This window comes from Borreliella sinica (assembly GCF_033969665.2).
Taxonomy (GTDB): domain Bacteria; phylum Spirochaetota; class Spirochaetia; order Borreliales; family Borreliaceae; genus Borreliella; species Borreliella sinica.
On record NZ_CP135180.1, the window covers coordinates 329,719 to 348,237 of the forward strand.

The 18,519-nt window shown below is 27.2% G+C and carries 16 protein-coding genes; 8 read left to right on the forward strand and 8 right to left on the reverse strand.

Going from position 1 to position 18,519, the window contains the following annotated elements; genetic code table 11:
* Nucleotides 1–57: 57 nt before the first annotated feature.
* Nucleotides 58–1,908, forward strand: coding sequence for a molecular chaperone HtpG (htpG, locus tag QIA41_RS01480; protein WP_320292287.1), 1,851 nt, complete (start codon nucleotides 58–60; stop codon nucleotides 1,906–1,908).
* Nucleotides 1,909–1,947: 39 nt separating this feature from the next.
* On the opposite strand, the gene crr is transcribed toward htpG, so the two are convergent.
* The 6 genes from crr to QIA41_RS01510 form a co-directional block, all read right to left on the reverse strand.
* The gene (gene crr, locus QIA41_RS01485) at nucleotides 1,948–2,517 is read right to left on the reverse strand and encodes a PTS glucose transporter subunit IIA (protein WP_320292288.1); all 570 of its coding nucleotides are present in this window, start codon (nucleotides 2,515–2,517) and stop codon (nucleotides 1,948–1,950) included.
* Nucleotides 2,518–2,519: 2 nt separating this feature from the next.
* Nucleotides 2,520–4,241 (reverse strand): phosphoenolpyruvate--protein phosphotransferase, encoded by a 1,722-nt coding sequence (gene ptsP / locus QIA41_RS01490; RefSeq protein WP_320292289.1) that lies wholly within the window; start codon nucleotides 4,239–4,241, stop codon nucleotides 2,520–2,522.
* 20 nt (nucleotides 4,242–4,261) lie between these two features.
* Complete coding sequence (locus QIA41_RS01495) at nucleotides 4,262–4,522, reverse strand: HPr family phosphocarrier protein (protein ID WP_320292290.1); 261 nt, start codon at nucleotides 4,520–4,522, stop codon at nucleotides 4,262–4,264.
* A gap of 145 nt (nucleotides 4,523–4,667) precedes the next feature.
* Nucleotides 4,668–5,531: a xanthine dehydrogenase family protein subunit M gene (locus tag QIA41_RS01500; RefSeq protein ID WP_320292291.1), complete on the reverse strand. Its 864-nt coding sequence runs from the start codon at nucleotides 5,529–5,531 to the stop codon at nucleotides 4,668–4,670.
* On the reverse strand, nucleotides 5,524–5,991 hold the full coding sequence (locus QIA41_RS01505; protein ID WP_320292292.1) for a hypothetical protein: 468 nt from the start codon (nucleotides 5,989–5,991) through the stop codon (nucleotides 5,524–5,526). The genes QIA41_RS01500 and QIA41_RS01505 overlap by 8 nt, the downstream gene beginning before the upstream one ends.
* Nucleotides 5,978–7,858: a hypothetical protein gene (locus QIA41_RS01510; protein WP_320292293.1), complete on the reverse strand. Its 1,881-nt coding sequence runs from the start codon at nucleotides 7,856–7,858 to the stop codon at nucleotides 5,978–5,980. The genes QIA41_RS01505 and QIA41_RS01510 overlap by 14 nt, the downstream gene beginning before the upstream one ends.
* Before the next feature lie 278 nt (nucleotides 7,859–8,136).
* On the opposite strand from QIA41_RS01510, the gene QIA41_RS01515 reads away from it, so the two are divergent.
* A complete protein-coding gene (locus tag QIA41_RS01515) occupies nucleotides 8,137–9,663 on the forward strand; it encodes a hypothetical protein (RefSeq protein WP_320292294.1) in 1,527 nt (508 codons plus the stop codon).
* A 23-nt stretch (nucleotides 9,664–9,686) separates the two neighbouring features.
* On the opposite strand, the gene ligA is transcribed toward QIA41_RS01515, so the two are convergent.
* Complete coding sequence (gene ligA / locus QIA41_RS01520; protein WP_320292295.1) at nucleotides 9,687–11,669, reverse strand: NAD-dependent DNA ligase LigA; 1,983 nt, start codon at nucleotides 11,667–11,669, stop codon at nucleotides 9,687–9,689.
* 247 nt (nucleotides 11,670–11,916) lie between these two features.
* Between ligA and QIA41_RS01525 the strand changes: the two genes are divergently transcribed.
* From QIA41_RS01525 to QIA41_RS01550, 6 genes are read left to right on the forward strand one after another with little or no spacing between them, the layout of a single operon-like run.
* Nucleotides 11,917–12,297, forward strand: coding sequence for a response regulator (locus tag QIA41_RS01525; RefSeq protein WP_320292296.1), 381 nt, complete (start codon nucleotides 11,917–11,919; stop codon nucleotides 12,295–12,297).
* A gap of 8 nt (nucleotides 12,298–12,305) precedes the next feature.
* Nucleotides 12,306–12,725: a flagellar export chaperone FliS gene (gene fliS, locus QIA41_RS01530; protein WP_320292297.1), complete on the forward strand. Its 420-nt coding sequence runs from the start codon at nucleotides 12,306–12,308 to the stop codon at nucleotides 12,723–12,725.
* Nucleotides 12,715–13,116 carry a hypothetical protein gene (locus QIA41_RS01535; RefSeq protein WP_320292298.1) on the forward strand — a complete coding sequence of 134 codons (402 nt, stop codon included), beginning with the start codon at nucleotides 12,715–12,717 and terminating at the stop codon, nucleotides 13,114–13,116. The genes fliS and QIA41_RS01535 overlap by 11 nt, the downstream gene beginning before the upstream one ends.
* Entirely contained in the window at nucleotides 13,113–15,842 is a 2,730-nt protein-coding gene (gene polA, locus QIA41_RS01540) for a DNA polymerase I (protein WP_320292299.1), read from the forward strand. Before QIA41_RS01535 ends, polA begins: the two co-directional genes overlap by 4 nt.
* The gene (gene coaE / locus QIA41_RS01545; protein WP_320292300.1) at nucleotides 15,824–16,441 is read left to right on the forward strand and encodes a dephospho-CoA kinase; all 618 of its coding nucleotides are present in this window, start codon (nucleotides 15,824–15,826) and stop codon (nucleotides 16,439–16,441) included. Before polA ends, coaE begins: the two co-directional genes overlap by 19 nt.
* Entirely contained in the window at nucleotides 16,425–17,171 is a 747-nt protein-coding gene (locus tag QIA41_RS01550) for an SPOR domain-containing protein (RefSeq protein ID WP_320292301.1), read from the forward strand. Before coaE ends, QIA41_RS01550 begins: the two co-directional genes overlap by 17 nt.
* Here QIA41_RS01550 and QIA41_RS01555 read toward each other — a convergent pair.
* A complete protein-coding gene (locus QIA41_RS01555; protein WP_320292302.1) occupies nucleotides 17,154–18,518 on the reverse strand; it encodes an FGGY-family carbohydrate kinase in 1,365 nt (454 codons plus the stop codon). The genes QIA41_RS01550 and QIA41_RS01555 overlap by 18 nt on opposite strands.
* Nucleotide 18,519 lies beyond the last annotated feature (1 nt).

The following is an 18,519-nucleotide window of genomic DNA, read 5'->3' on the forward strand; positions in this document are numbered from 1 at the left end:
GTTATATTATAAAAAAAGTAAAGATTAAATTGAAAAGGAATGAAAAGGAAAATTTGTATGAAAAAACAATTTGATACAGAAGTGAATGATTTACTTTATTTAATCATACACTCTCTTTACTCACATAAAGAAATATTTTTAAGAGAATTGATATCAAATGCATCTGACGCGATTGATAAACTCAAGTTTTTAAGCTTGACAAATGAAAAATTCAAAAACATTGCTCTAGACCCTAAAATAGAAATAACATTTGACGATAAAAGCATCCTGATTAAAGATAATGGAATCGGAATGAATGAACAAGATTTAACTAATCATCTTGGCGTAATTGCAAAATCGGGAACTAAAGAATTTATTAACAATTTAAAACAAGACGAAAAAAAATCTGCAAGTCTAATTGGCCAATTTGGAGTTGGATTTTACAGCGCATTCATAGTATCAGAAAAAGTAGAAGTTACATCAAAAAAAGCACTGGAAAACGAGGCTTATATTTGGTCTAGCGATGGTAAAACAGGATACGAAATAGAAAAAGCACAAAAAGAAGATTGGGGTACAGAAATAAAGCTTTATCTTAACAAAGAAGGACTTGAATATGCTAATAAATGGAAAATTCAAGAAATTATCAAAAAATATTCAAATCATATAAATTATCCCATTTATATAAAATACAGCGAACCTATAATGAAGGATGGAAAGCAAGAAGGAATAGAAGAAAAAGAAGAAAAATTAAACGAAACCACTGCTCTTTGGACAAAAAATAAAAGCGAAATTAAGACAGAAGAATACAACGAATTTTATAAAAATACAACCTTTGATTATGAAAATCCATTACTACATATTCATACAAAAGCTGAAGGCAATTTAGAATATACCAATTTATTTTATATTCCAAGCAAAGCTCCTTATGATTTATATTATCCAAACACTAAACCCGGAGTAAAGCTATTTATAAATAGAATCTTTATTACAGATTCTGAAGGCAGTTTGCTTCCAAACTATCTAAGATTTATAAAAGGAATTATAGACTGCCAAGATTTGCCGCTCAATGTAAGTAGAGAGATTTTACAGCAAAATAAAATTTTATCTAAAATAAAATCATCTTCCGTAAAAAAAATACTAAGCGAGCTTGAAAAGCTAAGCAAAAAAAATCCTGAAAAATTTTCAGAGTTTTCTAAGGAATTTGGAAGATGTATTAAAGAAGGTGTTTATTCGGACTTTGAAAACAGAGAAAAACTTATATCATTAATAAGATTCAAATCTTCAAATGCAGATGGCTTTGTCTCTTTCAAAGAGTACAAAGAAAGAATGAATGAAAATCAAAAAAGCATTTACTATATAACAGGGGGTAAAGAAAACATATTAAAAGAAAATCCAATAGTAAGCGCTTACAAAGAAAAAGGATTTGAAATCCTAATCATGGATGATGAACTTGATGAGGCTATTTTAAATCTAATTCCAGAATACGAAGGATTAAAACTAAAAGCAATAAACAAAAATGAAACTAGCAACGAACTAAAAGATGAAAATTTCAAAAAAATTGAAGAAGAATTCAAAGATGTACTTACAAAGGTAAAAGAAATCCTTAAGGACCACACAAAAGAAGTAAATCTCTCTGCAACATTGGTAAAAGAGCCTTCAGCAATAATAGTTGATAGCAATGATCCAACTTACCAAATGCAAAAAATAATGCTATCAATGGGGCAAGAAGTAAAAGAGATTAAACCAATACTTGAATTAAACCCCAATAATAAAATAATTAAAAATTTAAAAAGCCTAGAGCCTGAAAAATTAGAAAAAATAAGCATCCTCCTTTTTGAAGAAGCTTTGCTAACTTCAGGTATGCCTAGCAAAAATCCAGGAAAATTCATAAGTATAATAAACGAATTTCTAGAAAAAGATTTGCTATAGTTAAAAAATAAAAAAAGAGAGCTTAAAAGCTCTCTTTTTTTATTTTTTAACTCGTAAAACTAAATCTTTGCCCGCAGTAACAGGCTTTGTTTGAGATATTTTATGTCTAATTTCTTCAGTCAAAATAGTTGACGACGCCAAAATATATTCGGTCTCATTTTCAAGCCTTCCAAAAGAATATTCTATGCTTGAAACTTCATCAGAATTTGCAATAACAACTGGGGTAATAACGGATTCTGAATGCTCTTTTAAATATTCAAGATCAAGCCTAATAATGACTTCGCCCTGCTTAACATTGGCGCCTTCTTCAGCAACTCTTGTAAAACCCTTACCATTTAAATTAAGAGTATTAATTCCAAAATGAACAAAAATTTCAACACCCTCTTTAGTCTCAAGGCTAAAGGCATGATTGGTTTTAAAAATTTTACCTATTTTGCCATCACAAGGCGCTAATAGCTCATTACTTGTTGGAAGAATTGCAATTCCATCGCCAACTATCTTTTCAGCAAACGCTTCATCGGGAACCTTATCAATTGACATAACTTTTCCACTAATCGGAGCAATCAACTCCAATGTAGCGGTTTTTTTAAAAAAATCTAAAAACCCCATAACTAATCTCCTATAAATTTATCAAAATAACTTAAAGTTTCTCGTTCAGAATCACTATTTAAAGCTTTATTTGCTAATTCTTCCAATTCCACTATTGTATACTTCTTAAGTAAATATTTAATTCTAAGTGTAGCACTAGGAATCATGCTCAAAGATCTAAATCCAAGACCTACAAGAAGTAGCGCTCCAGCATCATCTCCTCCAAGCTCACCACAAACAGAAACATCAATTCCAGAACTAACTCCATCATCAAGAACCTTTTTGATTAATTTCAACACAGCGGGATTATACTTATCATATAAATTTGATATTTTTTGATTACCACGATCAACAGCTAAAACATACTGAGTTAAATCGTTAGTCCCTATACTAAAAAAATTCAATTTATTGGCAAGCTTTGAAGAAATTAAAGCCGCAGAAGGAACTTCTATCATACAGCCTACTTCCAAATTTTCATCAAAAGGCAAACCTCTGGACTTCAAATTGACCTTTGCATTATTCACAAAATATTCAATCGTTTCAATCTCCTCATATATGGTAAGCATAGGCACCATTACTCTTATCTTCCCATAATAACTGGCCCTAAGAATAGCATTAAACTGTGCTTGGATCAATTCTTCATATTCCTTATACATCCTAAGCGCCCTAAAACCTAAAAAGGGATTTTCCTCTTTCTTAAAATTAAGATAAGGAATTTCCTTATCCCCACCAACATCAAGAGTACGAATTGTAACAATCCCTTTTTTTTCCATTGTATCTATAACTCTCTTATAGGTTTCAAACTGTTCATCTTCTGTTGGAGGCTGTAAAGATTTCATATATAAAAATTCTGTTCTAAAAAGACCTATTCCATCAACGCCATATTTATTAACATAGGCAATATCAACAGGTGTTCCAATATTTGCCTTTAAAAACACCTTTACTCCGTCTTTTGTTTCAGCATCTTTATCTTTTAAAGAAAAAAGCTCTTTCTCCATCTCTGCTTGACGCAAAATCTTACTTTCATAAAGACTAAGCTCATCAGAAGAAGGATTTTTAATAACAATAGAAGATATTGCATCAATAACTACTTTATCACCATCATTTAACGCATCAATATCTAGCAAGGTAATAACAAGCGCTGGAAGCTCCATTGTTCTTGCCAAGATAGCAGCATGGGAAGTTTCTCCTCCAACTGCAGTTAAAAACCCTTTAACATAATTTAAGTCAAATTGCATGGTATCAGATGGGGTTAATTCCTCGGTAACAAGAATAATATCCTTATTAATCTCAGAAAAATCGGTTACTTGGCCTAAAATAATAGAAATCAATCTATTTCTAATGTCCTTATAGTCAGACGCTCTTTCTTTTAAATAAGGATCTTTATACTCTTCCACACTTTTAACCAAATTTTCAAACGCTAAATAAACAGAATAAGCAGCGCTATAATTTTCTTTTGTAATAAACTCAATAACAAGCTCAGAAAGCTCATCGTCTTCAACGATCAACACTTGACCTTCAAAAATACCTTTCTTATCATCTCCAAATTGAAGCACCGCTTTTCGCTCAAGATCCTTGAGTGTTTCAATTGCTTTCGATTTAGCTTTATTGAATTTTGATATCTCAATATCAACTTGAGAAAAGTCGATTTTTTCTTTACTTACAATTTTATCAAAATTCTTTCTAATACAAAGAACTTCTCCAATGCCTATTCCTTTGGATATTCTTTTGCCCGATAAAGTCATAACTTAAATCCTTCTAAAATTCATTCCTTAAAAGATTCGATAAGCTCTGCAAGCTCTGAAGCAGCAACCTCCTCATCCTCACCCTCAGCACATATCAAAAGCTTTTTACCTGATGACAATTCTAAAGTCTGAAGCCTGAATAAACTTTTTCCGCTAACAGACTTTCCATCAGACTCTATTGTTATCTCACTAGAATATTCTTTGGCTTTTTTTACAAAAGTTGATGCAGGTCTAACATGTAAACCGTTTACAGCCTTAATAATTGCTTCTTTTTTTACCATAAGTACAGAAACCCCTCATTATAAATATTATTTTTTTTTGATTAACTTTTTACATTATAATACATAAAATAAATTATATATTCCCTTTACATAAGAAATATAACATAATAAAGATAGTAATTAAACTTATTCGGTTAATTAAAAATTAAAAATTCATTAATACGTCTAAATAAAAATTCTTTATTAGCTTTAAATTTTTTTCTCCTACATCAAAATTTTTAGATTCTCTTATATTTTTATCCAACATTTTAAGAGAACTTTCTATCTCAGAAAATGAAAGCGGCAAAGACTTATTTAAAAGTAAAATCTGAAAATCCTTCATAGCAATCACCTTATCGTCATAAAATATTTTTAACAAAAAATCATTTATAACATCTCTTTTTATATTTAAAAGAATACATATGAAGATAACGTCTGTTTCTTCTAAAATGTCAAAAGACAATGTATTGAAAAACACTTTATGATAAAAGCTTCTATTCCATAAATTCATCATTGGAAATTTAAATTTAGTAACAAGAACAGTACTTCGATTTGCAATATACTCTGCTCTATTCAAATTATAAGCACTAAAAACATAAGTTTTTTTTGTTAAAACATTTTTAAACTCAATTTGCGCATCAAGACTTAGCAATAAAGGATAAATATCAAAAATAGTATTTTTATAATAAAATCCATTTGCAAGATTAATGCTATTTAAATAGATTTTATCATTAAATTTTAAAATGAACTCATAAAACAAACTTGGAATATTTTTCTTACCAATCTTAAGTATCTCGTTGTAAGTAACACACGGCCCCATTTCAAGAAAATTACCCCTCAAAGATACCTTATTAAACTTCTCAAAATTGCCAACAAGAAAAAAATTATCAATGGACGTTTCTCTGTTAAATAAATTAAGATTTTTTTTAAAATCTAACTCATTATAAATTATGTAATTATTTAAATTTTTGTTAAATAAATTAGATAGTATATTGAAATTTTCAGGATAATAAACCTTAACATTAACCATTTTTTCTATACAACTCTTCAGCTTTCAAGTAAAGAGATAAAAAAGTATTAACATCCATACAATTACATTTTAATGAATTCCTATAGCTTAAAATATCTGATTTACTTACAATTTTGTTTTCCAGGAAGTAATAAAACAGTAAAACATTGGATTCAAAACAATTATCACAAAAATTAAAATCGTCTTCTAATAAAATTTTTTGCATGTGTTGATAAAAACTTTTTTTCTTGAGTCCTTCAAGGGTAATTACGCTGCGACCATTTAAAATAAAAGCGGGAATTAAATTAGAATAAACAAGTTTAAAATCCAATAAAATTAAAAAAAATCTGTTATTAACAATGTACTCAAAACCATTGCTCTTAGAAAAAAAAATAGAATCCAAAAGACTTCTAGTAGCCAAAGAAAGACTAATCTTTTTTGAAATACTCTCTCCATTTAGATTAAAATTAATTAATATCAATTTTTACACTCCAACTATTTAAAATTTCTTCAAAATCAAGGGGCGTACTGCTTGTATTAAAATCAAATATTTGAATCAAAGCGGTTCGAATTGCAGAAACAGAAACTATAAAAAAACTTCTAAAAGAAAAAACAAATTCGCCATCTTCAATAAACTCCAAGCTTAAACAATCTTTAACGTCGTAATTTACATTAGCGCTACAAAATACGTAATCAACCGCTAACCCAAATATTGTAAGAATTCTTTTGTTGTTTAACTTAAGCTTGGCAAATTTGCCTTGCTCTATAAAAAAGCTCACATTGCTAAAAATAGCACTAAGAGAGTAAAATTCAAATTTAAGCTCAACAGAACACCCAAGCATGCAATCATTAACATAATCGGGGATTATTTTCTCTTTAAAAAGAACCGGATATTCATTTATAAAGCCTGTGCTTATCAAAGAAGAAAAATTATCTCTAATAGTTAAAATTGCTTTTTCAATCAAATAAGGGTCTTTAAAAAGAAGACTATAAAAATTATCAAAATCTAATATACTCTCATCTATTAAAAAATTTATGCTACTATAAGCCAAGCCTAATGTTTTAGCTAAACTATTTTTCAAATAGTTACTTAAATTGTTATCAATAATACTGTATGGCAAAAATACATTTAATTCATCCTTATATAAGAGAGCAATGACATATTGCTCCCCACTTAAAAAATAAGTGTTTGAATTAAAATAAGCAAAACCAACTCCCCTGCGACTGGTATCAAAAATACTATAATTCTTGTTAACACTCAAAACAGAAGATTTCTTTATTAAAGAATTCTTTAAATCTAATTTTTTAAAAATTTTAAAAAAACTGCTATAGTCACCTTTAATCTGCGTGAGCAAATAGCCTATTGGCTCACAAGACACCGCCAAAGAAAGATTATAGAAATTAGAATAAATAAAATTATAAACTGAGGTTTCAAATGCCAAAAGATTATCATAAAAAAATATGAAATCATTTTTATTCTCAATAAAAAAAATTTCTAAAAACCCATCAAAAAACAAATTTTTAAAAATTTTATTAATAAATTTAAAATAAAACTTATACAAAAAATTTAAAGGTCTATTTATTATAATTTCTAAAATAATCTTTGAAAGCTTGTTATCTGCTAATAAACAATTAGAAACTGAAAAAGTTAAACTTAAATTATCTAAAATTCCAAAATGCCTCTTATAGTAAACAACATTAACTCTTTTATTAATTTTTTTTGAAATTACAATGCCTTGCAAAATTGCATTAAAAGAAATGGGAAAAATAGAGCTAGACCAGTAATTATCAAGAGAATTAATTTTTATTTTGTCTTTATTTACACCAAAATTTTCACTAATAAAAAATTTCAAAAAAGAAATATTGTCTACATTAGCATCAATAATTAAATTTTCAGAATCAAAAAATATTTTAACCAAAATAAAATCGTCTGGAAAACTATTGTAATCACCAAATTTATAACAAGCATTCAAAACATTACAAGCTCCAGATTCTTTATTTTCAAATCCATCTTTATTTTCAAATCCAGAAGAGTAATTATTGCTCCCATCATCAATTCTTAGATTAAAAAGAACACTTTTTTCTGCTTTTAACAAATAATCCAAATTATCTGAATACAAAACTAAGGGAATTTGACCTTCAAAAGTCACTTTATTGTCAAAAAGCTTTAAATTAAATTCATTAGAATCAACAAAATCTCTAAACTTTAAAGTTATATTATCTTTATAACTGATACTAAAAATTGAACTTAAATGCTCATCTACAAAACTAAAATCTTCAATAAAAGAATCTTTAACATTACAACAAACCGGCAAAGCCCAAAATTCATATGAATCCACATTTGTCAAGCTTGAAAACTCCCACTAAATGAAAAAATAATTGGTAAAAATCAATAACTACATAAATAAAAAGAACTGAAAACTAAAACTTCAAAAACAGCGATCCTACCAACATATACAACAATTTCAAAGCAAATTAACAAGAAATTCACTTAAAACTAATTTGAAATTAGCACTACTTGATAATAAAGCAGCACCCCTAGTGATTTTTTATCACTTTTGATAAATAGACAAACTATGATAACATTATAAATTATAGATGTTTTCTAAATAAAAACAAGGATCTTATGAATAAAACAAAAAATCGAAACTTTAAGCAGTTTATAATACTTTTATGTATATTATTATTTGGAGCTAGTAATAATAAAATAAGCTATTCTAGTATTAAAATTCCCTTGGAAGACTTAAGTGAAGAATTTAAAGATAGTGAAAACAAAAAAGATCCCATAAATACTTCGCAAAATTTAAATAAAAACATAGCTTCTTATGAAGACCCCAAAAGGGGTAAAGACCTGAAGTTGCCGGAAAATATAAAAGATAGAAAAGTGCTTAAAAAAAGAATGGACGAAAATGATCTAAAATCTGTAATTGAGAATTATGAAAATAAAATTAAAAATATAGAAAAGCTTCTAAAAACCAAAAATCAAAAAGCATCGGCAAATGACAATAAAAAAATAGAATCAATCGAAAAAAAAGCAAAAAAATATGAAATTTTAACAAGTAAATTAAAAAAAGAGATAGCAGAAATAAAAAAGCTCCTTAACAAAAAATCCAGCCCTAAAGAAGATGAAAATTATGAAAAAATAAATATTAAAGACATTGAAGACATTGAAGAAGAGGGAGGAGAAGAAGAAGAAGAAGAAAATGAAGAGTTTGAAGAAAATTATGGATATAATGATGAAGTTGAAGAAACAAATGAGGATAACTACCCTTCTAATGAAGGAGTAATAAATAATCTAAAAGAAAACCTTCTTTATGAGAACGAAAAATATTATGCTATTAATGAAAAAAAATTTGATGTACTTGAAGATAGGATTACGGATAATGAAAACACTATTCTAGATTTGCAAAAAGAATTAAGAAATTTCAAAAAAAAGGATGATTCGGATAAAAACTTAGAAGAAATCGAAAAAAACTTATCCTCAATAGGAAAAATAATCAATGCCTTAAAGGAAAAAATTAGCGAAAATGAAGCAATAAATAAAGAAAATCAAAAAAAATTAAGAACCGACAAACAAAAACTCGAAGAATTAGAAGATAAAATAAAAGAGAATGAAGAGACTATTTTAAAACTTCAAAAAGAATTAAACAATTTTAAAAAAAAAGAAATTTCTAAAAAATCTTTAAATGAAGAAATTTTAATTCCAAGCATTACAAACAAAAATGAAAACTTAGAGGAAAATAGCACATTAGAAAAGGAATATTTAAAGCCTGCAGAAAAAATTGTGAGTCAAAATTTAAAAGAAAATGATAAAAGCACTCCAAAGGCAACTATTATCAAAACAGCAGATTTCCAAATCTACCCTGACACATACCTTAATAACTATAAATTTAAAGAAAAAGGGGATCAATTTGCATTTAAAAAAGAAAACACATACTATATTGAAATAGGCCCAACCAATAATTTAAATGAGGCTCTAAAAAATCATGAAATAATCTCAAAATATAACTTTGAAAAATATTTTATTAACCCTACTTTAAAAAATAAAGAAGAATTTTTTAGAAACTTAATAGAAGTCAAAAATATCCATGAACTAGGAATAATGTATAAAAGTCTAAAACCTGAATTTAAGCAAATCAAAATAATTAAATAAAAATTAAACCCTTTAAATCTAATTTAATTTAAATAACCATTGATATCTTTAAAAGACATAATTTTTATATTCAAATTCAAAGCTTTTTGAAGCTTTGATCCAGCTTTTTCTCCTACAACAAGGAAATCTAAATCCCTAGTAACACAAGTTTTAAAAATTGCACCTTTATTTTTCAACTTGTCAATAACAATAGGTCTAGAATACCCATTAAAGGTTCCAGTAATACAAAACTTTTTACCAATTAATAACTTATTCTTATCATCAGGCACAACGCATTCTTCCATTTTAAAGTTTAAATTTTCAAAAAATTTAAACTTATTAAGTATTATTGAATCATTAAAAGCTACAATAATGTTTAAAGCAATTTTCTCTCCTATGCCTTTAATTTTCAACAATGTTGAAAAAGCAAAATCTCTATCTTGACAAAGTCTAACAAGCTTTGAAAATGAATTTAAATCATTGAAAAATAACAGTCTTATTGTGTTTTCTCCTAACTCTTTAATTCCTATGCTAAGAAGTAATTTACTAAATGGTTTTTTTTTGCTAGCTTCAATTGAACTTATTAGATTATTGACCTTTCTATCTTTAAACCCTTTAAATTTAAGAAGTTTATAATAATCAAATCTATAAAGGTCAATTTCTGAAGAAATAAATTTATTCTCAAAAAGAAAAGAAATAGTCTTATTAGAAAACCCTTCAATATCCATACAATTTTTACTACAAAAATATTTTATTCTCTCGACCGCTATTGCGGGACAATTATTATTTGCACAAAAAAAATGTGCTCCCTCTTTTAATAAAACCATCTTACAAGCCGGACAGTTATCAGGAACCTTGAAAAATCCTGTTGAAAATTTATTTATCACCATTTCAACAGCAGGAATTACATCTCCTCTTCTTGAAACTTTAACAACATCACCAACATTTAAATCAATAGACATTATATAATCTTGATTGTGCAACGTTGCATTAGTAATAAAAGCTCCTGAAACAAAAACCTTATCAATATTAGCAACTGGGGTAATTTTACCACTACGACCAACTTGAACAACAATGCTATTTACCCTGCTATAACCCGAAAGAGCTTCGAATTTGTAAGCAATTGCCCATTTGGGATGATGCGTAGTATATCCCAATTTTTCTCTTAAAACAAAATCACTAACCTTAAGAACAACGCCATCTATCTCATACTCAAAAGAATTTCTTTCTTCCGTTATATTTGATATGTAATTCAAAACTTCTCTAATTGAACTTTTTTGATCAAAAAATTTAATCAAAGGATCAACCTTAAAGCCTAATTTCTTAAGTCTTTCAATAGCCAAATTATTGGTTTTAAACTCTAATCCAGCATTCAAAAAATCATAAATGAAAATATTTAAAGGAAAACCAGCAACCTCTCTGCTATCAACCCTTCTAAGTATTCCCGAAGCTAAATTTCTAGAATTAGTATAAGGCTTTTCCAAAGATTTATTTATTTCAAAAAAATTTTCTTTAGTAATATAAACTTCCCCTCTTAATACTAAATCAACCTTTTCATTAAGAGATAAAGGGATATGTCTAATGGTTTTAATGTTTTTAGTAACGTCATTACCAAATTTTCCATTACCCCTAGTAAGAGCTTTTTCAAGAATGCCATCTTTATAATAAAGAACAATAGAACATCCATCAATCTTTGGCTCAACAGAAATATTAAAAGAATTGTTAAAATCAATCTTATTTATCCATGATTTTAGCAAATTAAGATCATAAACTTTGTCAAGACTTAATATTGGAACAGAATGTTCAAGCTCCTTAAAGTCATTTAAAAGATCACTACCAAATTTAAGAGTAGGAGAATCTAAGGCCTTATATTCGGGATACTTACTTTCTAATTCCTTAAGCCTTAAAATATGCCTATCATATACAAAATCTTCAACACTAGGCAAAGAATCAACATAGTACTCTTTATCCCACTTTCTAATCAACTTCTTCAAATCTGTAATTTCTTGCTGTATTTTACTACTCATAGGGCAAAATTTAACATACTCTTTATTATTTTATCAAATAATCTAAATTAATAAAAAAAATAACCTTTTTATTAATACTAAACATAAAAGAAATCGAAAAAGCACACATTCTTCTCAATTATATTTAAATTAAAATAATCTTTAAATAAAAATGTTAATCAAAAAGCCAACATTATAAAAATGTGAATTATATTTTAATTGTCGTTAAAGATATTTAATATGCTAAAATGAATGAAGGAGTACTCGTTTGGAAAAAAGCAAAAAAGCTTTAATAGTTGATGACTCACTTTTTATGAGAAAAAACTTGATAAAAATTTTAGAGGAATTGGGATTTAAAGAATTTTTAGAAGCAGAGGATGGGATTCAAGCTGTTAAAGAATTTGAGAAACAAAATAATATTGATCTAATAACACTTGATATAACAATGATGGGAATGGATGGAATTACAGCCCTTGAGAGAATATATGAAATTAATAAGAAATTGCTTAAAAAAGTTAATGTATTAATGGTTACAGCCATTGGAAAGCAAGAATTAATACAAAAAGCTTTATCTCTTGGAGCTAGGGGATACATTACAAAACCTTTTAAAAAAGAACAAATAATAGAACAAGTTAAACTTTTAAATTAGAGGAAATTTTGATAGCAAAAGAAAAAGTATATAAACAAACACAAATAAAAACATCAAGCCCACTATCAATATTAATAATGCTTTATGACAAAGCAATACAAGATTTAAAAATTGCTAAAGAACTTATACAAGATGGAAATTGGCAAAATGCAATTAAAGCTAATGAAAAAATCTTTCATGCACAAGAAATCATTACCGAATTAATGTCAACCTTAAATTTTGAACAGGGTGGAAACATCTCTACAAACCTTCTCTCAATATACTTATTTCTAAATAAAGAGTTAGAAAATGTTCTTTTAAAAAAAGAACTACACAAAATTGATAATGTTATAAAACAATTACAAATATTAAGCTTTACTTGGAAAGAATTACAAAAAAAAGAAAATAATGTTAATCATAATAAATTAGGAATTAATATTGTCGGCTAATGAAATTTTAAAAAAATATTTTAACGGTTTATTATTAGAATTAAAAGAATTAAAGTTAGTATTAGCAATAGAAAGTGCTGAACTGCAACGAAAAGAAATAAGAATACTAAATATAACCAATCCTAAAAAGGATTTAATCCTGGAATCAATAAAAAGTTATTATAAAACAATCAATGCATGGTTGAAATCTAAAAACCAAAAATTAGATAATTTAGACTATTTGATTAAAGAAATTAATCTAGCGAAAGAAGAAATATACATTAAATATCAAGTTTGCTGTGAAATCTTACAGCAAACTATAAATGCAAAAAGAAAAATCCCAAAAATTAAAAAAAATCAAAACCGCATTGTAACAAACAATTTGCCTATAATGTTAGATATTAAAATATGAAAGAGCTTTACCTAATTGACGCATTAAACATAATATTTAGAAATTATCACGTAATGAAAAATTATCCACTTTTAAACACACAAGGAGAAAATGTAAACGCATTTATTGGTTTTTTTAAAACATTATTTTTCATAATAAAAGAAAAAAATCCTACACATTTGATTATTACCTTTGACTCAGAAATACCAACTTTTAGAAAGCAAAAATATCCAAACTACAAAGCAACAAGAGACGCGCCTCCTGATGATTTAATACCTCAAATCGGATGGATAAAAGAAGGCCTTTTAAAGGCAAAAATACCAATCTTCGAGATCGAAGGATACGAAGCTGATGATCTTTTGGCTAGTTTTGCAAAAAAAGCTACAAAGAATAACTATTTAACTTACATTATTTCTCCTGACAAAGACTTGCTGCAAACAATGTCAGAATACATAAAGATACTTAAAATCGAAAACAACAACTTTGTTGAAATGGACAATGAATACGTAATAAGAAAATTTGGAATAAATAGCTTTCAAATAAAAGATTATTTGGCTATTGTTGGAGACAGGTCTGACAATATACCCGGAATAAAAGGTATTGGGCCAAAAGGAGCAGCAAATTTATTAAAAGAGTTTATAACCTTAAAAGGAATATATTCAAATTTAGAATTAATAAATAAAAAACATCAAGAAATTTTAATCAGAGAAAAAGAAAATGCTTTTTTAAGCTATGACCTTGTAAGTCTTGAAGAAAATTTAAAAATTCCAGAAATTGAAAACTTCGCCTTAAAAAATTTTAGCGAAGAGCTAATCTCTTTGCTCGAAAAGCATTCAGCAATTGCTCTAATAAAAACTTATAAAAAGGATATCTTAAAACAAGAAAAAGACAATGCAGACCAAAAAAGCTTATTTGAGCAAGAACTCACCACTACTAACAGCTTAGATAGCCTAAATACAATTGACACAGAAAATGTTAAATACTACCCAATAACAACAAAAAAAGAGCTTGATAATTTAATAGAAAGCCTTAAAAAAGCTAAATATATCTCATTAGACACAGAGACATCTTCGCTTGACATTTACACAGCAAAATTAATTGGAATTTCCATTTCATTTAAAGAATTTGAAGGCTACTATATTCCAATCGAAGCCAAAGGAAAAATTTACATAGAAAAACATTATATAATACAAAAATTTAACAGTCTCTTTGAATTAAACCCCAAAATAATTGGTCAAAATTATAAGTTTGACTATAGAATACTAAAAAATAATGGATTTAACCCTATTCCACCCTATTTTGATACAATGATTGCAGCATACCTTATTGACACAAACTCAAAGGTATCGCTTGATTTTCTTGCAGAAAAATATTTAATGCATAAAAACATTAAATATGAAGATATAATACAAAAAAATGATAACTTCGCAAATATATCTCTAGAAATGGCAACAAGTTATTCAACTGAAGATGCTGATATTACATTCAGATTATTCAATATATTTAGCAAAAAACTAAAAGAAGACGGTCTCGATAACTTAATGCATGAAATAGAAATGCCTTTTAACAAAGTAATTATAGAAATGGAAGAAAATGGCATTTACCTTGATAAAGAATATTTAAAAGAATATGGAAAAGAACTTGGAAAAGAATTAGAACTAATCGAAAACGAAATAATAAAAAGCATAGGAATTAACTTTAATTTAAATTCACCAAAACAACTGCATGAAATTTTATTTGAAAAACTAAATCTAAAATTACCAGAGAAAATGAAAAAAGATTCAACTGATATAAAAGTGCTTGAATCTCTCAGAGGACAACATGAATCAATTGAAAACCTAATAAAACACAGACAACTTGCAAAATTGCGAAGCACTTACACGGATAATTTGGCAGAACTAATAAACTATAAAACAAACAGATTACATACAAGCTTCATACAAACAAAAACAGCAACTGGTAGAATCACCAGCATAAATCCCAACTTACAAAATATACCAATAAAAGAAGAGAAAGGTCGGAAAATAAGAAAAGCATTTAAACCGGAAAAAGGAAATATTTTTATTTCAGCTGATTATTCTCAGATTGAACTTGCTATACTTGCTCATTTATCACAAGATGAGGTCCTTATTAACGCTTTTGAAAACAATAAAGACATTCATGCGGAAACCGCTTCTAAGCTTTTCAAAATAGAAGAAAAAGAAATTACCCCTAACTTGAGAAGAATAGCAAAATCTATTAATTTCGGAATAATTTATAGAATGTCGGACTTTAGGCTTGCAAAAGAACTGGGAATTACAAAAGAAGAGGCAAAAGGATTTATAAATTCTTACTTTGACTCTTATCCAAAAATCAAAGAGTTTATAATAAATCAAATAAACTTTGTAAGAAATACTGGATATAGCGAAACCATCTTAAAACGAAGAAGATATATAAAAGAAATTAATAGTAATAATTATTTAGAAAGGTCTGCCGCGGAAAGAATAGCAATAAATAGTATAATCCAAGGAAGTGCAGCTGATATCATGAAACTTGCAATGGTCAAAGTATTTAATGAATTTAAAAGTAAAAAAATGGAATCAAAAATATTATTACAAGTTCACGATGAAATGCTAATTGAATCTCCTATTAACGAAGAAAATGAGGTAAAAAAAATATTAAAAATTATGATGGAAACCGCTTATACATTAAATCTACCTTTAAGAGCGAATATTGAAACGGGTAAATCATGGGGAGAAATCCATTAATCATTGGAATAACAGGAAGAATTGCATCTGGCAAAGACACTGTTTCTAAAATAATTAGCAATAAATATGGATTTTACGAAATAAATGCAGACAGACTTGGACATTTGGTCTTACATGAAAAAAAAGGGGAAATAGTTAAAATATTCGGTCAAAAAATATTAAATACTAAAAATGAAATAGACAAACTTTTGGTAAGAAATCTTGTATTTAATAACAATAAAGAATTAAAAAAACTTGAAAGCATATCGCATCCGATCATACTTAATAAAATAAAAAAAATCCTAATTAAAACTCAATCTACAAAAATAATAATCAATGCTGCCTTACTTTTTAAAATAAACTTAGAAAAACTCTGCGACTATATTATTGTAGTCAAAGCAAAGACCCCTATAATAAAAAATAGATTATCATATTCTACTCCAAGCATCAACTCAAATATAATCAATAAAATACTCAAAATTCAAAAAGATATTTTTTTTGAAAAAAATATTATAAACTTAAAAATAATCAATATAATTAATAACAAGAATTATGCATATCTAGAGAAAGAAATTGAAAAAAAAATGCAGGAGATAATTAACTATGAAAGATTTGAATGAAAACAATGACAATAACAAAGGATTTTTTGTAGCATTAACCTCGATTGCAACGGTTTGTATCATAATATTTCTTGGTACAATTATTTTCTTTCCAAACAAAAATTTGGCCTCAGATATTGCAGAAAAAAATATTGTCTTAGAAGAAACCAAAGAACAAAACACTTTAGAAAACGTAGACCAAAATGAAAAATCTTTAAAAGTATCTGAAACTACAAATGAAATAATCATAGATTTAACACACGATTTAAAGGAAGAAAAAAGACCTACAACTCAAAAAATACCCAATACTTCTCAAAAATCAAAAATTATTGAAAAACCTCGACCTACAACTCAAAAAATATCTAATACTTCTCAAAAATCAAAAATTATTGAAAAACCTCGACCTACAACTCAAAAAATATCTAATACTTCTCAAAAATCAAAAATTATTGAAAAACCTCAGCCCATAGCCCAAAAAGTTTTAAATATTGACAACATATATGACCCTAATACAGAATATTACATACAATTTGTATCACTCTCAGATCCAATCAATGCTGACAACTATATTCAAAAATTACTAAAATATAATATAGTTGCTAGAATATATTCTGCAACAGTAGATAATAAAGATATTTACAGAGTAAGATCTGGACCTTATAAAACAAAATCAGAAGCGAAAGCGGATTTTAAAAAAATAACAGGAATAAACGAATTTAAAGAGACCTATATATTACCCGTTAACAAATAGACTATAATTATTAATATATTTTTGATATTTTTCTAAATATTTTTCATGGACCTCAATAATAGGCGAAACAACGTGTTTAATCTTTGCAAGCTTCAAAAAAGAATCATTTAAACTACCAAATTCTTTTAAAGAATAGAATGCTTGAATTGCTCCCCCCATAATCTCTGAGTGCTTAAAATCAAAAATCTTTAAATCTTTGCCAAGAATATTTGCTTTTACTTGATTTAAAAGCAAATTATCAGAATTAGATCCACTAACAAAAATGCTTAAAATTTCTTTTTTACAGGCTTTTAACTCTAACAATCTGTTGTAAAAAGCAAAACATACAAACTCAAGTATTGCCAAACCAATCTCTAGCGGATTTTTAATACTACCAAAAATTCCTTTACTTAAATCTTTGTAAAGATAAGGATCTAAAATAAACAAATCATTAAAAAGCTTAATTTTGCTTGGATAAAAGAATACATTATCTAAAGCGACACTCTCAACAATCTTTTTTAAGAGTAACTCGAAAGTTAAACTTTTTTTATAAAAACTATCTTTTAATAATTGAATCAAATATCCAAAGGGAACAATTCTGCCAATAATAAAATATCCTTCTAAAAAATAAGGATATTCCAAAGAAAATCCTGGTAAATATGTACTTGAAACAAAATTAAACCCTTCACTTGTGCCCATTCTATTTGACACAATTCCCTCTTGAAAAGCACCACTTCCCACTAAAACACTTAAATAATCTGATCCTGCATTAATTACACTTATTCCGCTGTTTAGTCCAAATTCAATTCCTGCTTTATAAGTTACAGCACCAACATTTTCCCCCATTTTTATAAACGGAGGAAATTTGTTCTTATCAAGTTCATATTTTTTTATCTCTAAATCATCCCAAATAAAAGGAATATACTCTATACTTGGAAAGCTTGTAAAAAGCTTTCCTGTAAGTAAATAAATAAAATACTCAAAACAAGAAACAAAATAGCTTATTTTAGAATATATTCCTCTTTCAACCGTACTAAGTACATAGGGTAAAAATACAGATTTTCCCTTAAAATCAAGCTTAATTTTAGAGGAATTCCAATGTAATACTTCCAAAGGAACTAAGTTTGAATTTAAAGCAATTAAACATGGTGAAATACCGCCAACAGAAATGCAATCTATTTTGTTAGCTTGAAAATTAGATATGGCTTTTTTAAAAGAAAAAAGCCATATATTAAAGTCAAAATTTTCAAAATCGACATCAAAATAATCTGAATAACTAACATCAATATAATTTAAAACTCCATTTTTAGAGCTAATTAATGCTGCCTTTAAAACACTAGTGCCAATATCGATACTAAGAGCATTCATA

What these genes read in the sequence shown, in the direction of transcription:
- ptsP (WP_320292289.1), bottom strand. Translation starts at nt 4,241, where the DNA reads ATGACTTTATCGGGCAAAAGAATATCCAAAGGAATAGGCATTGGAGAA.
- QIA41_RS01500 (WP_320292291.1), bottom strand. Translation starts at nt 5,531, where the DNA reads ATGGTTAATGTTAAGGTTTATTATCCTGAAAATTTCAATATACTATCT.
- coaE (WP_320292300.1), top strand. Translation starts at nt 15,824, where the DNA reads ATGGGGAGAAATCCATTAATCATTGGAATAACAGGAAGAATTGCATCT.
- QIA41_RS01550 (WP_320292301.1), top strand. Translation starts at nt 16,425, where the DNA reads ATGAAAGATTTGAATGAAAACAATGACAATAACAAAGGATTTTTTGTA.
- htpG (WP_320292287.1), top strand. Translation starts at nt 58, where the DNA reads ATGAAAAAACAATTTGATACAGAAGTGAATGATTTACTTTATTTAATC.
- ligA (WP_320292295.1), bottom strand. Translation starts at nt 11,669, where the DNA reads ATGAGTAGTAAAATACAGCAAGAAATTACAGATTTGAAGAAGTTGATT.
- QIA41_RS01515 (WP_320292294.1), top strand. Translation starts at nt 8,137, where the DNA reads ATGAATAAAACAAAAAATCGAAACTTTAAGCAGTTTATAATACTTTTA.
- QIA41_RS01495 (WP_320292290.1), bottom strand. Translation starts at nt 4,522, where the DNA reads ATGGTAAAAAAAGAAGCAATTATTAAGGCTGTAAACGGTTTACATGTT.
- crr (WP_320292288.1), bottom strand. Translation starts at nt 2,517, where the DNA reads ATGGGGTTTTTAGATTTTTTTAAAAAAACCGCTACATTGGAGTTGATT.
- polA (WP_320292299.1), top strand. Translation starts at nt 13,113, where the DNA reads ATGAAAGAGCTTTACCTAATTGACGCATTAAACATAATATTTAGAAAT.
- QIA41_RS01555 (WP_320292302.1), bottom strand. Translation starts at nt 18,518, where the DNA reads ATGAATGCTCTTAGTATCGATATTGGCACTAGTGTTTTAAAGGCAGCA.